This window comes from Acinetobacter rongchengensis, assembly GCF_003611475.1.
Taxonomy (GTDB): domain Bacteria; phylum Pseudomonadota; class Gammaproteobacteria; order Pseudomonadales; family Moraxellaceae; genus Acinetobacter; species Acinetobacter rongchengensis.
The window spans coordinates 158,503-175,535 of sequence record NZ_RAXT01000002.1; the positions used below are offsets into that span (position 1 = coordinate 158,503).

Below are 17,033 nucleotides of genomic sequence, written 5' to 3' on the forward strand. Positions count from 1 at the left end.
TACCTATTTGGATACTTGCGCAGTTTCAAGCGGCTTATCTAATGGAACATTCATCAATCTTAATGATTCTTGCATAATTCGAGCAAATACGGGCGCTGCCACCAGACCACCATAGTATTGTCCACGCGGGTTTTCGACCACTACAATAATCGCTAAACGTGGGTCACTAATTGGTGCAACACCTGCAAATAAAGCACGATATTCAGTATTTGAATAGCCTCTATGGTCAGGACGCAACTTATGTGCCGTACCTGTCTTCCCACCTACACGATAACCTGGAATATTGGCCTGTTTTGCAGTACCACCCGGCATCGTTACCTGCTCAAGCATCAGTAAGACTTCATCCGCAATTTTAGGCTCTAAAACTTGCTTACCTTTAGGTTGATCTTCGAGCTTATATAAACTCAGCGGATATTCAACACCATGATTTGCCAACATGGCATAGCCTTGAGCCAACTGTAGAATAGTTGCATTTAGACCATAACCATAAGCCATTGTTCCGATTTGTGACGAATTTAATTTTTCAGGTGGAAGAACTAAACCACCACTTTCACCCGGAAATTTGACTGCTGAACGCTGACCAAAACCAACTTTTCTAAAGAAACTGGGTAATGTTTCCTTAGGAAGAGATAACGCAATTTTTGCAGAGCCAACGTTTGATGATTTAATAATCACCCCAGTCACAGTCAATGAACCATAGTTATGCGTATCTCGAATGGTATGAGAACCCAAACGCATAGAACCCGGACCCGTATTAATCACTGTATTTGGTGTGTACTGACCACTTTCCAAACCTGCAGCAATTGTGAAAGGCTTCATGGTTGAACCAGGCTCAAACATGTCAATTGCACCACGGTTACGCATTGCATCTTTATTGCTTAATCCATCTTTATCATTTGGATTATAAGATGGCCAACTGGTCATGGCTAAAATTTCACCCGTCTTCACATCAACAGCAATTGCCGAAGCAGAACGGGCACTATTTGCAACACCAACAGCAGTTAACTCACGGTACATAATATATTGCAACCGTGAATCAATACTCAGCGTAATATTTTCACCTGTTTTAACTTCTTTAACGACTTCAGGTGTTGTAATGCGGTTACCGTGTTTGTCACGAGAAATTTTTTGCTCACCGTCCTCACCAGCAAGACGAGTATTGAGCTGCATTTCCAAACCTTCAATACCTGTACCTTCGCTATTGGTCAAACCAATAATTTGTGCATTCGGTTGAGGCTGAGGGTAATAGCGTTTATAGGTTTTTTCCGCATACACACCTGCAAACTTGCGTTGTGTAATTAAATCAGCTTGCGGTGGTGGGACTTCCTTTTTAAGGACCAAATAACGTGAGCGCGGACGATCTGCTAACTTTTTCTTTAAATCAGCTCGATCGATACCTACAACATCTGCCAACTCATCTAAATTTAAATTTTCATCAGGTAATTGACGTTTTAATTTACGACTGTTCGGTGTTTTTTGTAATTCGGCTGTGATTTTGTCGAACTGTTCTTTGGTCTCAAAATATTCACGTGGATCAATCACCACTTTCATAATCGGCGAACTGATGGCCAAAGGAACACCATGTCGATCACTAATCACGCCACGCATGGCTTTCAACTTTTCAGAACGTAAAATATTGGCATTGGCTTTATTTTGTAAAAAGTCTTTATTAATCACCTGAACATAAAATGCACGCCCAACCAATCCGACAAAGCAGAGTAAAACGACACCCCACAATAAATAAAAACGCCACATTTCCAAAGAAACTGTATTTTTCTCTGTAATTGATGGCTGCTTTTTACGTGGCTGCCGAGTCTGTTTCGTTTGCTTATCTACCATACAGATGCCTTACTTTTTCTGCTCTGATTCGGACGGTAATGAAATGACAACTGTTTGAGCAGCTGGCGGTGAATACATTCTAAGTTGTGTAACGGCTCGAGTACCAATCTGAGCTGTTGCGCCAAAAGTTTGTTGTTCTATGAGCAAACGCCCCCATTCGGCATTGATATCTTCACGCTCACGCATATAGCTATTTAAATCACGAAAGTCATGACGATAAGCAAAAACTTGCATGACCACCATAAATGCACTCATCAATACCAAAAAAATCAATATGCCATAAACAATAAATTTTTTGATGGTCAACTTCTGCGTTGATTCTTCTACAATTTGTTCTTTCATTCTGCGCCTTTTTGCTCTAAGCGTTCTGCAACTCGAAGCCAAGCACTACGTGAACGAGGGTTTACTTTCACCTCTTCTTCACTTGCACGAATTCGATCTACTTTTTTCAGTCTACGTGTATCTTGGACTTTTTGTGGTAATCCCCAACCATTATCTTCTGCTAAAGTTGATTCTTTTTGAATGAATTGTTTAATAATTCGGTCTTCAAGTGAGTGAAAACTAATCACAGCTAAGCGTGCATGTGATTTTAACAAATCTACAGCTTGAGGTAAAAAATGATGAACATCTTCGAGTTCTTTATTGATTTCAATACGAATCGCTTGAAAGGTCCGTGTTGCTGCATGTTTATTTTTTTCCCACTTTGGATGGGCAACTTTCACAATTTCAGCCAGTTGAGCCGTGGTTTCAATATAACCTGCATTTTTAATAGCTTTGGCAATACGGCGACTATAACGCTCTTCACCGTATTGAAAAATCACATTCGCCAAATGCTCCTCTTCAACATCAACCAACCATTCAGCAGCGGTCTGCCCTTGTGAATTGTCCATACGCATATCTAGTGGTCCATCTTTCATAAAACTAAAACCACGATCTGCTTGATCTAACTGTGGCGATGAAACACCTAAATCTGCCATAACACCATCCACCTGATAAATATCAAGTCGATTGAGTTCTTGTTGTAAATCTGCAAAGCTGGCATGAATAATTTTAAATCTTGAATCTTCTTTTTCGAGCTGATAAGCCACTTCTAAAGCTTGAGGATCTTTATCAAAAGCATATACACGTGCATTTTCATCTAATTTAGACAGCAATAAACGGGTATGACCACCCCGCCCAAATGTTCCATCCACGTAAATTCCTGTATTGCGATCTGCAAGTAGAGCATCGACAGTTTCATGTAGTAATACAGAAATATGAGACATAAGTATGGTTCAGTTCAAGCAAAAAAGTAACTGCACATTATTACCTTGTTTTGCCAAAGCTCCAAACGACTTTTTGTAGGGAAATATTACTTTTTATAGGGAAAACCGTTTTATGATTGATTGAATCAAATTTAAGTGCAAAAAAACACCAAAACATAATCAAATTGGTGTGTGATTAAACCATTCTCATCACAATAAAAAAACCTCCAAAGTAGATAATGCCAGTCAGTTAAGAGTAATTGAGTAGCTACTCATCTAAGCCCCCCTAACCCTGTGCAATATATGGCGCAAGGAAAAGAGGGGGAACTACTTAGAATTTAAAATAATTTTAGATCCCTTGCGTAGCAGTACTGCTCATCCCTTGTTTATCAAAGGTGAGGAGTACACTCCGCAAGGGGGAGGATTAAAAAATTAGCGTTTCGAACTATAAATTTGATCAAACACCCCACCATTTACAAAATGCGTTTGTTGCGCTTTCGCCCAACCACCAAACACTTCGTCAATGGTGAAGGTTTTTAACGGCGGAAATTGTTTTGCATATTTTGCTAAAACTTTTTCATTTCGTGGACGATAGAAATGACGAGCCGCCATTTCTTGACCCAATGGAGAATATAAATAGTTGATATAGCCTGTTGCTAACCATTTATTGCCATTCTTCTCTACGGTCTTATCCACAATCGCGACTGAGGGCTCAGTTAAAATCGAAATAGATGGGTAAATAATATCAAATTTATTTCCTAAGGTTTTCTTACTGATCATGGCTTCATTTTCCCAAGTCAGTAATACATCACCGATGCCACGTTCTGCAAATGTTGTCATTGAAGCACGTGCTGCTGGATCCATAACCTTCACATTATGGTACATCTTCGATACAAATTCACGTGCTTTGGCATCATTACCCCCCGGTTGCTTAAGTGCATACCCCCATGCCGATAAATAAATCCAACGTGGTAATCCACCCGTTTTAGGGTTAGGCGTAATAATCTGCACACCCGGCTTGGTCAAATCAGTCCAATCTTTAATATTTTTTGGGTTACCTTTACGTACCATGAACACAATAGTTGAAGTATAAGGCGCAGAATTATAAGGGAATTCTTTCTCCCATCCTGCATTAATCTGCCCCGATTTAGCAATTTCATTGATGTCATTTGCCAAAGCCAAAGTCACCACATCGCCTTTTAAACCATCAACGACTGCACGTGCCTGTTTTCCAGAACCGCCATGCGATTGTTTGAAATTAACCGTTTTTCCAGTGCGTTTTAACCAATATGCACCAAATGATTGATTAAATTCATCATAAAATTCACGTGTTGCATCATAAGAAACATTCAAAAATTCACGATCAGCAGCATGCGACGCTGTTGTGAGCGTTAAATTCAAACCAGCGACACAAAGTGTTGAAGCGAATAACGCTTTAAAATTGATTTTCATCACTATATCAATCATTCATCTCTAATGAACTTCAATATATGAGATTGGCTAATAAACTTCAATTTCATATTCATAAATGATTAAATAGAAAGTTTTATAGATTCAGCTTTTACCTCGCTTAGTTTTTAATCTGTGAGAATAAATCAAGTTATTCCTTTATATTTCTACTACTTTGAGTAATAAATACATGGAAAAAATTTAAGGCTTCTTCAACAAAATTGAATTTAGAAGCCTTAAATTGAGTCATATTGATTATCTCTCAGAGGTAAATTGATTACCTTTCAGCAGTAAATTGGTCGTAAATTCCACCATTGGCAAAATGTGTTTTCTGTGCTTTTGCCCAGCCACCAAAAACTTGATCTATGGTGAATAATTTAATTCTCGGGAATTTTCCTGCGTACTTTTTAGCTGCTTGAGCATTGCGTGGACGGAAATTATATTTTGCTGCAAGGTCTTGTCCTACAGGTGAATATAAATAATTCAAATAGCCTTTGGCTAAATTCCGATTGCCATCTTTATCTACAGTTTTATCGACAATCGCAACCGATGGTTCTGCCAAAATTGAAATTGAAGGATAAATAATTTGATATTTATCTTTATCAGGCCCTGATGTTGCCAAAAGCGCCTCGTTTTCCCAAGACAGCAAAACATCTCCTATTCCACGTTCTGCAAAAGTCGTTAATGAACCTCGCGCACCTGAATCTAATACTTTGACATTTTTATAGAGTTGCTTTACCAGCGCCCTTGCTTTTGTATCATTTCCGCCTGGTTGCTTTAAAACATAGCCCCATGCCGATAAATAAATCCACCGTGGTGCTCCACCTGTTTTTGGATTCGGCGTAATAATTTCAACCTCAGGTTTTACAAGATCATTCCAGTCTTTAATCCCTTTGGGATTGCCCTTTCGTACTAAAAACACCACTGTCGAAGTATATGGCGCTGAATTATTTGGAAATTCTTTTTGCCAGTTTTTATCGATTAAGCCTGCATTGACGATTTCATCAATATCATTCGCCAAAGCCAAAGTCACAACATCCGCTTGCAGGCCATCTACAACTGAACGAGCCTGTTTTCCAGAGCCTCCATGCGATTGTTTAAACTCAACATCTTGTCCCGTTCTTTGTTTCCAAAAAGTACCGAAGCTTTTGTTATATTCCTGATAGAACTCACGGGTTGGATCATAAGACACATTCAAAAACTCTTTTGCTGCATAACTTTGCCCCGCACCCACCAAGCTGATCAAACCTAATATCAGTAATTTTTTCATTTAATTTCTCATTAAAAATCAATTTATCGACGATTAAATGCACTATATTCAGGATATTTTATTTTAACAATCATATAGTTATAATATTTAATACTATCAAATTCATAATTCGTGATATCTAAAAAAATGTTAACTTTATCTTTATTTATTTGAATATCTAGGCAACAACATGGATTAAAGTGAAATTCTTCACTATTCATTCATATTTATATGTTATTTATTAAATTATTACATTTCGTTTCAATGATTGTTTGTTAGACATTTTTTGTGTAGTATTATTAAAAAATGTGACGCAGTTATACATTTTAGTAACTAAGTTTGCTACAATTTAGTCTGTGGAAAACAATAATCAACCATCTAGGGGGAGTTGATGGCATGGACAAACAATTCATCAGTATTTTAGGTTTTAGCCTTGCTTTACTTGCGCAAACTGGTCATACAGCTGCAATTAAAGATACCAATAAACCAATTCAATCTATGATTGTTATAGATAAGCAATCACCGATTGAAAAAGCTTTAAGCCAGCAAAAGCGTGGCGATTATCTATTGGTTTCAGATAAAGACCAAATCAAAGTGTTAACGTCAATTAAAGTGGCACCAGCACAGAGTTTTTTAGCTGAACAACACCAAAAATTTTCACGTTTTGTTCAAGCTTTATTTCAACCACATAGCTCTTAAAATTTTGATTTAAATTAAATAAATTCAAAACTCCCCAAAAGAATTTATTGGCCCAGTTGTTTATTGGTGAATTAACCGTTAAGCGATTGGGCTTTTTCGTTATAATGTCCTTAATTTACATTCTGAATAATATTTAGTTATGAAAGTCCGTACTCGTATTGCACCCTCTCCTACTGGTTTTCCGCATGTAGGTACTGCCTATATTGCATTGTTTAACTTATGTTTTGCTAAACAACATGGCGGCGAATTTATTCTTCGTATTGAAGATACCGATCAACTGCGCTCAACCCCTGAATCTGAGCAAATGATTTTAGATTCACTACGTTGGTTAGGTTTAAATTGGTCAGAAGGACCGGATATTGGTGGACCACATGCACCTTATCGCCAATCTGAACGTATGGGCATTTATAAAGATTATGCTTTGGAACTGATTGAAAAAAACCATGCTTTCTATTGCTTTGCAACAGCTGAAGAGCTTGATCAAATGCGTGCAGAGCAACAAGCACGTGGTGAAACACCTCGTTATGACGGTCGTGGTTTAAAACTTTCCCAAGACGAAGTACAACAACGTTTAGCCAATGGCGAACCACATGTCATTCGTATGAAAATACCTGAAGAAGGTGTTTGTAAATTTAATGACTTATTACGTGGTGAAGTTGAAATTCCTTGGTCACAAGTCGACATGCAAATCCTACTGAAAACTGATGGATTACCGACTTACCACTTGGCCAATGTCGTTGACGATCATTTAATGCAAATCACACATGTGATTCGTGGTGAGGAGTGGATTCCATCTGCACCTAAACACCAGTTACTTTACCAATACTTTGGTTGGGACATGCCTGTTTTATGCCATATGCCATTATTGCGTAACCCAGATAAATCAAAATTATCTAAACGTAAAAACCCAACCTCAATCAACTATTACAAAGATATTGGTGTGCTTCCAGAAGCCTTGTTGAACTATCTAGGTCGTATGGGTTGGTCTATGCCTGATGAAAGTGAAAAATTCACATTGGCAGAAATGATTGAACATTTCGATATTCAACGTGTATCTTTAGGCGGTCCAATTTTTGATGTTGAAAAATTGAACTGGCTGAATGGCCAATGGATCAAAGGTTTAACACCTGCTGAATTGTTAAACAGACTGATTGCGTGGAAATCTGATCGTCAAACATTAGAAGAAATCGCAGCAGCAATTCAACCACGTATTCATTTATTGTCAGAAGCTGTGAATTGGGCAGGATTCTATTTCAACCAATTCCCAACCCTGTCAAAAGAGCAATTTGAAAGCAAGAAACTGTCTGAAGAACAAGTTCGTCAAAGTTTACAGTTTGCAATTTGGCGTTTAGAGAGTTTATTTACGTGGAATAATGACACGGTAAGCCAAACCTTAATGGATCTGGCAAATCAAATGGAGATTAAACTGCGTGATTTCATGCCTGCATTCTTCATTGCGATTGCAGGTTCAACTTCATCTACACCAGTGATGCAATCTATGGTGACTCTCGGTCCTGATTTAACCTTCGCTCGTTTACGTCATGCACTGGAAATTGTAGGTGGCCCGAGTAAAAAAGAAGCGAAAGTTTGGGAAAAACTCAACGAAAGCTTAAAATTGCCGAAAAATGATGCAATCGATGAGGCATAATTAAATTTCCTGTTGACGTATGAGCGTAATATCCCTAATATTGCGCTCACACAGACTGGGGTCATAGCTCAGTTGGTAGAGCGCTACAATGGCATTGTAGAGGTCAGCAGTTCGATCCTGCTTGGCTCCACCACTTTTAAATCCTCTGTTGTGTTGCCTCACTTGTCCCTATCGTCTAGAGGCCTAGGACATCGCCCTTTCACGGCGGTAACCGGGGTTCGAATCCCCGTAGGGACGCCATATTCAAGATGGCGACATCTTAATAAAAAACCCAAGCATTGTGACTTGGGTTTTTTATTGCCTAAATTTTATTGATAAGATTGACTTGGCATTTTCTTACGGCTTTTGCATTCTGCCTAATTACGATTAAAATGGCAGTCAGATGAAAAATATGGAGCAACCATGCAATACCAATGTCCAAAATGTCAGAGTCGGAAAATCATTCCAGTTGCGAGTGCAAATGAACCTGCAGTACGTCCCGTTGTACCTAAAAGCCTTGTTTTTTTGATTCCTTTGCTTTTTATTCTACTGTTGTTGGTTGTCATTAGTATTGCAATGTGGCTTTTTGGCGATGGTGCAGGACAAACCTTACAAATCGCAACTGTGGTTGTGTTTATTGCAACCGTGATCGCAGGTTTATTATTTTGGCGTGATCTTCCTGATTTTAAAATTTCTATGCAATCTTTCATGCAAGCCAATAAAGAATGGAAATGTCGTGATTGTAATCACCAATGGAAGATTTAATTTTCTAAATTGCTTTTAAAAATAGGCTTCGTCAAATACAACAGCACCGATTTATCTGGTGCTGTTTTTCTTTATATCTTTTTTATAATGAGTTCTTTTTCTCATCGTGATCGTGATCGTGATCGTGATCGTGATCGACATGTTCCTTTGATTCGTGTGAATACACCATGCACTCATCATCCTCAATCTGCAAAGTCATTTCAGTAATACCATGCTCATGGCTCAATACTTCAATCGCATCTTGATACACTTGCTTACGATCCGCGGTAGGCGCAAATAAATGCACAGTTAAATGTATATTTTTAGAGGTAATTGCCCAAACTTTTAATTGGTGAATACTTTCAACGCCATCCACTGTTAATAAATCATGACGGAGTTTTTCTATATCAATTTCTTCAGGCACACCTTCCAATAAAATATTGATACTTTGCTTCAATAAAATCCAAGTTCGAGGTAAAACCCAAAACCCGATTAAAACCGCAATCACTGTATCGACCCACATCCACCCTGTAAAATAAATGATTGCACCACCGATAATGACCCCGATCGAACCGACTGCATCACTCAATACTTCAAGATAAGCACCTTTTACATTTAGGCTCTCTTGCGAGCTTGAGAATAGAATTTTCATCGAAATCAAATTGATGACCAGTCCAATCACCGCAACAATCATCATGCCCATACTTTGAATTTCGGGAGGATGGCTAAAACGTTGGTATGCCTCAAACAAGATATAAATGGCGACCATGAATAACATACAAGCATTGAACAACGCAGCCAAAATCTCAAAGCGCTGATACCCAAAAGTGCGTTTATCATCGGCAGGTAATTTACCAATTTTGATTGCCACCAAAGCAATCGCAAGTGCTGCAGCATCTGTAAACATATGTGCTGCATCTGATAACAAAGCCAAACTCTGTGTCATAAAACCAGCGATGACTTCAATGATTAAAAATGCTGTTGTTAATGCCAGCGCAAAAGTTAGCTTTTTAGCATTGCCTTCTGTGACAACTGCATGATTGTGATCATGCCCAGCGTGCTCACCCATGACTTACCTCTTTTGAGTTGTTCATTTTTATGACCATTTAAATTCAACACCAAAAAACAATAATGATAATTATTATCAAACAATAATATTCTCATATATACTCTTCAACCAATGAGCGCTTGTATAAATAATCGTTTTACACTTATAGGACTATTTCACATGAAAAAATACATCATTCCTAGCTTAGTACTTAGCTCACTTTTTTGCTCGATCGTACAAGCCCATGAACCCTATGTTGCGCCCTTAGGCTATATCACATCCAATACCCAGATTCCTGTCATCGGTGGTTATGCAGAGGAAGCGTTAAATGCCGAACATGCACTCGGCAAAATATCGTTCACCATTATCCAACCAGACAATAAAAAATCTGAAATTCAAACCTCAGAAAATGCAAAAACAGCCACTGTCTTTGATTTAACACTCAAAGATCAGGGGACTTATCAAATTTCTGCTCAAACCGCTTACCCATTAAAATATGTTCAACACAATAAACAATGGAAAATGTTGTTTGATATGCCAGCAGATCAAGCTTCACCCATTAGTGAACGTGATTACGTCATCCCATCCGACTTTAAAAAAGTCCCAACACCTGTAGAAATTACCCGTGAATGGTCTATTCAAAGTTTTGTATCTAAAGAGAAAACTTCTCCAGTACACAGCATCACCACTTCGCCAATTCAAGTTGAGTTTAAAACACATCCGAATAGCATTTACGCGCAGCAACCTGTACAAATCATCATTAAAAAATCAGATCAAGCACTGAAAAATGTAGAACTTTTAGTTCGAGCTCAAGGTCAAACAGACAAACAAGCTCAAAAAGTTATAGTCAGTTCAGATGGCTCAGCGACTTTAAATTTCCCTCATTCAGGTCAATATTTAATTGAAGTCAGTGAAACAATCGATACCACAACAAAACCTGTGAATCAGTACTACACCATAATTAGTTTGGGGGTTTTACCTGTTTCGACAGAATAATAAATGAATAAATAAGGTCGATAGATTGAATCATGCGCTTGTAGATTCATCACCATCTATTCAAGACCTGCTGATAGAAAGCTTCCTCATTTCACTTTAAGACAAGCAAGGAAGCTTTCTATAACGTCAATACACCATCCTTCGAAAGAATAGGTTATTTAAGGATCTAGGCAGATACCATCATCCTCCTAAATCACTATTCACATTAAAATGTCGCTTTACTGATCTGTACTCGCTTAGACTTGATTTTACTTCCCTCATTCATCCAGCGATAAATCACTGGCAGAATTAACAAGGTTAAAAGTGTTGATGAAACAATTCCACCAATAACCACTGTCGCCAAGGGACGTTGTACTTCTGCCCCTGTGCCCGTCGCAAGCGCCATAGGAATAAAGCCTAATGAAGCGACACATGCAGTCATTAGCACAGGTCTTAGACGTAGGATTGCACCTTGCCATGTCGCTTGATCAATAGCCATGTGTTGGCGTAGTTCTTTAATAAAGGTCAGCATTACCAAACCATTCAAAACAGCCACACCAGATAAAGCAATAAAACCTACCCCTGCAGACATTGACAGTGGAATATCACGTAACCACAATGCGACCAAACCACCACATAATGCAAAAGGCACACCCGTAAAGACCAATAAACTTTCCTTAACGTTATGGAAAACAGCCATGAGTAAAATAAAGATGGTGATCAAAGCCAAGGGCACAACCAACTGCATTCTCGCTTTTGCAGAAGTTAAATTTTCAAACTGTCCACCGTAATTCAGCCAATACCCTGCTGGCATGTCTTGTTTAGCAAGCGTATTTTGTAGTTCCATGACAAATGAACCTAAATCACGCCCCTCGACATTGGCAGTCACCACCACACGGCGTTTACCATCCTCACGACTCACTTGATTAATCCCGAGAATATTTTCAACCTTGGCGACATCTTGAAGCTGAATCAGACCACCATTCGGGGTTTGTATGGGCAATACAGCCAAATGCTCAGATGTCCGTTGTGCATCATCTAAACGAATCACAAAGTCAAAACGGCGATCGCCTTGTAGAATCTGCCCAACATTTTGCCCACCGACACTGGTTGCAACCAAGTCCTGAATGGCTCTCACGGAAAGCCCATATTGAGCAGCAATCGCTTTATTCACTTCCACATTAATCAAAGGCAAACCAGACGTTTGCTCTACATTGACCGCTGTAGCGCCTGAAATAGTCTTGATTTGCTGTGCAATATGATTGGCTTGTTGGTTTAAAACCGCCATATCATCACCGAAGATTTTTACTCCGACATCACTACGTACACCTGAAATAAGTTCATTAAAACGCAATTCAATCGGTTGAGAGAATTCACTATTATTTCCAGGCAGTGTACTTAGAAAAGCGATCATCCGTTGACGCAATTCATCGGTACTTTCTTGGGGATTAGGCCATTGTTGCTGTGGCTTGAGTAATACCACTGCATCGGAAATATTAGGTGGCATGACATCGGTTGCGACTTCTGCAGTTCCAGTACGTGCAAATATAGCTTTGATCTCTGGAAATGCCTTCAAGAGTAACTTTTCCGTATTTTCCTGCATACGCAAAGACTGCTCTAAGCCTGTACTTGGTGAACGCATTTGCTGTACAGCGAAATCACCTTCACTTAACGTCGGTGCGAATTCACTGCCAATCTTAGTAAACAGCACGCCTGTTAGAATGAGAATGCATACCGCAAAAGTAACCACGAAGAATTTAAATTCATAAGCAATATTGAGTAATTTTTCGTAGTTTCGCTTTAACCACAGCATCCAACGACTTTCCGTTTCTTTCACCTCTCCTGTGACGAATAAAGCCACGGCAGCAGGTACAAAAGTCACTGAAAGAATGATTGCCCCGACCAATGCCAACACCACGGTCATCGCCATAGGATGGAACAATTTTGCTTCTACACCTAATAAAGCGAAGATCGGTAAATACACGACGAGGATGATCAATTGCCCAAAAATCAATGGACGACGTGCCTGCCGTGCGGCAAGAAAAACTTCTTTAAAGCGTTCATTTTTCGTCAATAAACGCCCTTTGGCATGCTGTGCTTCAGCCAAGCGTCGAATACAATTTTCGACAATCACCACTGCACCATCCACAATAATACCGAAGTCTAAAGCCCCCAAGCTCATCAGATTGGCACTGATTTTTTGCTCAGCCATACCCGCTAATGTAAAGAGCATCGACAAAGGAATGACACAGGCGGTAATTAGTGCAGCTCGGAAATTTCCTAAAAATAGAAAGAGAATCACAATAACCAGAATCGCCCCTTCAACGAGATTTTTCTGAACAGTGGTTATCGCTCGTTCGACTAAGTCAGTACGATCATAAACAGTTTCAATCACCACACCTTTCGGTAAAGATTGCTGAACTTCTTTGACTTTCGCATCGACTGCTTTCGCCACAGTTCGGCTATTTTCACCCATCATCATCATGGCGATACCCAAAACAGCCTCCTCGCCATTATAGGTTGCACCACCAGTCCGCAAATCATGCCCAATCGATACCGTGGCAACATCAGCAACACGGATTGGAAAACCATTTTTATGTGCAATACTGACATTTTGAATATCTTCAATACTGTTCAGTGTTCCTGGTACACGTACCGTCATTTGCTGACCGTTATTTTCAATAAAACCAGCACCACGGTTTTCATTATTTTCAGTTAAAGCTGCTTGTAGATCACGCACAGGAATCTGTAACTGTTGTAAACGATTCAGATCAGGTCTGACCACATAGGTTTTATTAAAACCACCTATAGAATTGACCTCAGCCACGCCTGCAACACGTTGTAACTGTGGGCGTACAATCCAATCTTGGATTTCACGTAAGTCCATCGCAGTATAGGATGTACCATCGGCTTTTTTTGCATTCGGCTCAGCTTTAATAATCCATTGATAGATCTCACCTAGGCCTGTCGAAACAGGTGACATGGTCGGTGTAATGCTATTCGGTAATTCAGCCTGCGCTTCCTGTAAGCGCTGATTGATCTGCTGTCTAGCCCAATAGATATCTGTACCATCTTTAAAAATAATGGTCACTTGTGATAAGCCATAGCGAGAGATGGAACGGGTTTGCTCTAACTTTGGCAACCCAGCCATCGAGTTTTCGATGGGATAGGTAATCCGTTGTTCAATTTCTAAAGCAGTAAAACCTGGTGCTTGCGTATTAATCTGTACTTGAGTATTGGTAATGTCAGGTACAGCATCTATGGGGAGCTTTTGATAGCTATAAATACCCACAGCAATCCAAGTGATGGCAAACAGCATCACCCAAATTGTATTTTGAATAGAAAATTGAATCAGTCGATCAAATATACCTTCAGGCTTCGGTAATGTCGCATCTAACTCAGAACTGGTATCTGAGTTTAAATGGACGTTTGAGTTTGAATGCGCATTTGATTCAGAATTTGGAGAATCATTAGTGCTCATGACTGGCTTCTCCTTTTTCTAATTCAGACTTCAACAGAAAACTGCCCTGTGCAGCATATTGCTGTCCTTGGACTAGACCCGACTGAATTTCAATCCATTGCCCATCACTAGAGCTTTGCCCGAGAATCACAGCCTGCGCTTTAAATTCAATTTTCTGATCATGTTCAGATGCAACGAAAACCACATCCTTCCCTTCAACCTTTTGTATCGCACTTTTTAAAACACGAAGTGCTTGAGTTGAACCCGCTTGTTGAAGTTGAACATTGACCATGAGGTTTGGACGCAACTCAGCCGCATTTGATAAAACTTTGGCACGGACTTGAAGACGACCTGTTTGTGCATCAGCTTCACTATTTAGACTTTGCACTTGCGCTGTAAAAATATTGCCTGTTTGTAAGGATTTAAATTCAATCTTCTGATTTGGTGAAAGTGCTGTAAACTCTGCATTTGGCGCAATAAACTCAAGCCATAACTGATCCAATTGGTCGATTATAAAAAGTTGATCGGCAAGTTGGACATTCTCACCCACCACCAAATCTTTTTTGCTAATCACCCCTGAAATCGGTGCAGTTAACACATAGCGACCATTTGAGCTAGATGCAGCACCAAAAGCAGATAAGCGCGACTTTGCTGCCTGTAATTGAATCTGTGCTTGCTTATATGCATTATAAGCACGTTGATAATCCTGCTTAGCTGAAATACCTTGCGACCACAATTGGCGCTCACGCTCATAATCCTGTCGAGCGAGCTGTAAATTGGTTTGGACAATGTGTAAATTGGCTTGTTGATCAACTAAATCAGGGACCAGTAACGTAGCTAAAGCTTGCCCCTTTTTCACATGCTGACCTAGCTCTACATTCACCGACTCTACATGACCACTAAAAGCAGGTGACACATGCGCTTGACGATCGGTATTGACCATAATTTTGGCAGGATAAGAAGCAGATTTAGTCACCACGCCCATTTCAGCTTTTGCTAACTGAACACCTTGCTCTGTGATTTGCTGAGCAGTCAGGATAATGGTTTCAGCATGTTGTTCTTCAGCTTCAACATGATCTGCTTTATTTCCTTCTTTTCCACCTTCTTTTCCACCTGCTTTTTCACTTTCTTCATGCGCATGCTCTGCGGTTTCCGCATGTCCATCCGCATCAGCTTTGACAGGTTGGTCTTTACCTGAAATAAACAAGCCTATCGCCAGTAAAGCTGTAATAATTAATACGATCATGATCAATAGCTTTTGAGAAACTTTACCAGTTTGGATATTCAGTTTTGAGTGTAAATTTCGCATATTAATTCCCCCCACCAATGACTGGTAAAGCCTGTGTCTCTTGCCATAAACTTTGATTGATCTGTGCAACTGCATCCTTCGCCATCACCTGACTTGGCTCGATGCCCAAACTTAAACTCTCTGCTTCAATGGCACGTTGCCAAGCGTCTTTTAACAGTTGCACCTTGCGCAGACGTACATCCTGTAACTGCAAAGTTGCTTGCTGTACATCAGTCACTGCAAATTTGCCTGCACTAAACCCCTGCAAAGTTTTATGTTGTACCTGACTTGCAAGCGGAAGTTGAGTTTGCTCAAGCGTCTTAAACTGCACCTCCAAACCCTGCAATTCAGTTAATAATGCACCTATTTGTAGCGCATTTTGCTTGATATAAAACGACTGCTGTTTAGCCAATAAATCCTGTTTGGCTTGCGCAATCTCCACACCATATTGCTGACGATTAAAAATATTTAACGGAATCGAGACACCTAGGACGAATGTATTTTCTGTCGATGTTTCAGGGGATTGGGTTCGATTCATCCCTACATTGAGTGTTGGATTCGGACGTGCAGAGATCTTGAGTTGGTCAATTGTGGCCTGAGTTTCTAACACTTGTAACTGACGTGATTTTTCAAACAGATTTTCAGCAAGATACTGTTGTACCTGTTGATGGGTCGATGAAGGCCATAAAGACTGTGGAGTTAAACCGATCGCAAAAGATTTATCGGCCTCTCCCCACAGATTGGACAATTGCTGTGTCAGCACTTGTACTTGCAAATCGGCTTGATGATACAAGCGACCATTTTCAGCATGACTTAAACGAGCACGATCCACATCAACCTGCGCAATACTGCCGGCCTGATAACGCTTTTGAATTGCATTCAGGTTTTCTTGGCTTACGTTTAACTGTTCTTGAACGATATTTCGTTCAAGTTCAAAAATAGCCAACTGCGACCATAGATATTTCACAGCCAATGCAAGCTGTGCTTGATAAATTTTTTGTTTCAACTGCGTTTGATCTTTCGAAATTTGTGCCAACTTTTGGGTTGCCTTTCGCTCACCAAACACATCTAAGCGCTGTGAAATACCAATCGAAAACTCTTTTTCCTTATCCGAATCAAAGCCCGATTGCTCTATGGACAACTCAGGATTTATCCACAGTTTTGATTGTTTTATATTCGCAGATGCGATTTGCTGTTGAGTTTTCCACACGTCTTGTGATTGCTGATACTGCTCAACGCGTTGAATAGCTTGGGTTAATGTCAGCGTGTTTTGCACAGTATTTGCATAGATTGAGGATGAAAATACCCCCAACCACAATCCACCGATCACAGATAATTTAAGCACAGCACCACGTCTGACTTTGAAACGACATAAATTTTTAGACATCTGAATGCCCCACTAACTAAATGA

Annotated in this window: 13 protein-coding genes and 2 tRNA genes; 6 read left to right on the top strand and 9 right to left on the bottom strand. The window is 39.7% G+C overall.

The window, feature by feature from the left end:
- Positions 1–3 precede the first annotated feature (3 nt).
- The 5 genes from ftsI to D7V20_RS02120 form a co-directional block, all read right to left on the bottom strand.
- Positions 4–1,839 (bottom strand): penicillin-binding protein PBP3, encoded by a 1,836-nt coding sequence (ftsI, locus tag D7V20_RS02100; RefSeq protein WP_120382692.1) that lies wholly within the window; start codon positions 1,837–1,839, stop codon positions 4–6.
- A 9-nt stretch (positions 1,840–1,848) separates the two neighbouring features.
- Positions 1,849–2,181, bottom strand: coding sequence for a cell division protein FtsL (gene ftsL / locus D7V20_RS02105; protein ID WP_120382693.1), 333 nt, complete (start codon positions 2,179–2,181; stop codon positions 1,849–1,851).
- A complete protein-coding gene (gene rsmH, locus D7V20_RS02110) occupies positions 2,178–3,104 on the bottom strand; it encodes a 16S rRNA (cytosine(1402)-N(4))-methyltransferase RsmH (protein ID WP_120382694.1) in 927 nt (308 codons plus the stop codon). The genes ftsL and rsmH overlap by 4 nt, the downstream gene beginning before the upstream one ends.
- 411 nt (positions 3,105–3,515) lie before the next feature.
- Positions 3,516–4,535 (bottom strand): sulfate ABC transporter substrate-binding protein, encoded by a 1,020-nt coding sequence (locus D7V20_RS02115; RefSeq protein WP_120382695.1) that lies wholly within the window; start codon positions 4,533–4,535, stop codon positions 3,516–3,518.
- 274 nt (positions 4,536–4,809) lie between these two features.
- Positions 4,810–5,802 carry a sulfate ABC transporter substrate-binding protein gene (locus D7V20_RS02120; protein ID WP_120382696.1) on the bottom strand — a complete coding sequence of 331 codons (993 nt, stop codon included), beginning with the start codon at positions 5,800–5,802 and terminating at the stop codon, positions 4,810–4,812.
- Between the two features lie 375 nt (positions 5,803–6,177).
- Between D7V20_RS02120 and D7V20_RS02125 the strand changes: the two genes are divergently transcribed.
- From D7V20_RS02125 to D7V20_RS02145, 5 genes are all read left to right on the top strand, one after another.
- Positions 6,178–6,480: a DUF4179 domain-containing protein gene (locus D7V20_RS02125; RefSeq protein WP_120382697.1), complete on the top strand. Its 303-nt coding sequence runs from the start codon at positions 6,178–6,180 to the stop codon at positions 6,478–6,480.
- A gap of 139 nt (positions 6,481–6,619) precedes the next feature.
- The gene (gltX, locus tag D7V20_RS02130) at positions 6,620–8,128 is read left to right on the top strand and encodes a glutamate--tRNA ligase (protein WP_120382698.1); all 1,509 of its coding nucleotides are present in this window, start codon (positions 6,620–6,622) and stop codon (positions 8,126–8,128) included.
- Between the two features lie 57 nt (positions 8,129–8,185).
- Positions 8,186–8,261, top strand: a tRNA-Ala gene (locus D7V20_RS02135).
- Positions 8,262–8,292: 31 nt separating this feature from the next.
- Positions 8,293–8,368: transfer RNA gene (locus D7V20_RS02140), tRNA-Glu, on the top strand.
- A gap of 162 nt (positions 8,369–8,530) precedes the next feature.
- Complete coding sequence (locus tag D7V20_RS02145) at positions 8,531–8,872, top strand: hypothetical protein (RefSeq protein ID WP_120382699.1); 342 nt, start codon at positions 8,531–8,533, stop codon at positions 8,870–8,872.
- Positions 8,873–8,954: 82 nt separating this feature from the next.
- Here D7V20_RS02145 and D7V20_RS02150 read toward each other — a convergent pair whose 3' ends face one another.
- Positions 8,955–9,920 (bottom strand): cation diffusion facilitator family transporter, encoded by a 966-nt coding sequence (locus tag D7V20_RS02150; RefSeq protein ID WP_120382700.1) that lies wholly within the window; start codon positions 9,918–9,920, stop codon positions 8,955–8,957.
- 159 nt (positions 9,921–10,079) lie between these two features.
- Here D7V20_RS02150 and D7V20_RS02155 point away from each other — a divergent pair, with 159 nt between their 5' ends.
- Complete coding sequence (locus D7V20_RS02155) at positions 10,080–10,895, top strand: DUF4198 domain-containing protein (RefSeq protein WP_120382701.1); 816 nt, start codon at positions 10,080–10,082, stop codon at positions 10,893–10,895.
- Positions 10,896–11,100: 205 nt separating this feature from the next.
- On the opposite strand, the gene D7V20_RS02160 is transcribed toward D7V20_RS02155, so the two are convergent.
- The 3 genes from D7V20_RS02160 to D7V20_RS02170 are packed head-to-tail and all read right to left on the bottom strand — an operon-like array spanning position 11,101 to position 17,009.
- A complete protein-coding gene (locus D7V20_RS02160; protein WP_328588403.1) occupies positions 11,101–14,355 on the bottom strand; it encodes an efflux RND transporter permease subunit in 3,255 nt (1,084 codons plus the stop codon).
- A complete protein-coding gene (locus tag D7V20_RS02165) occupies positions 14,345–15,643 on the bottom strand; it encodes an efflux RND transporter periplasmic adaptor subunit (RefSeq protein WP_120382702.1) in 1,299 nt (432 codons plus the stop codon). The genes D7V20_RS02160 and D7V20_RS02165 overlap by 11 nt, the downstream gene beginning before the upstream one ends.
- 1 nt (position 15,644) lies before the next feature.
- Positions 15,645–17,009, bottom strand: coding sequence for a TolC family protein (locus tag D7V20_RS02170; RefSeq protein WP_120382703.1), 1,365 nt, complete (start codon positions 17,007–17,009; stop codon positions 15,645–15,647).
- Between the last annotated feature and the right edge of the window lie 24 nt (positions 17,010–17,033).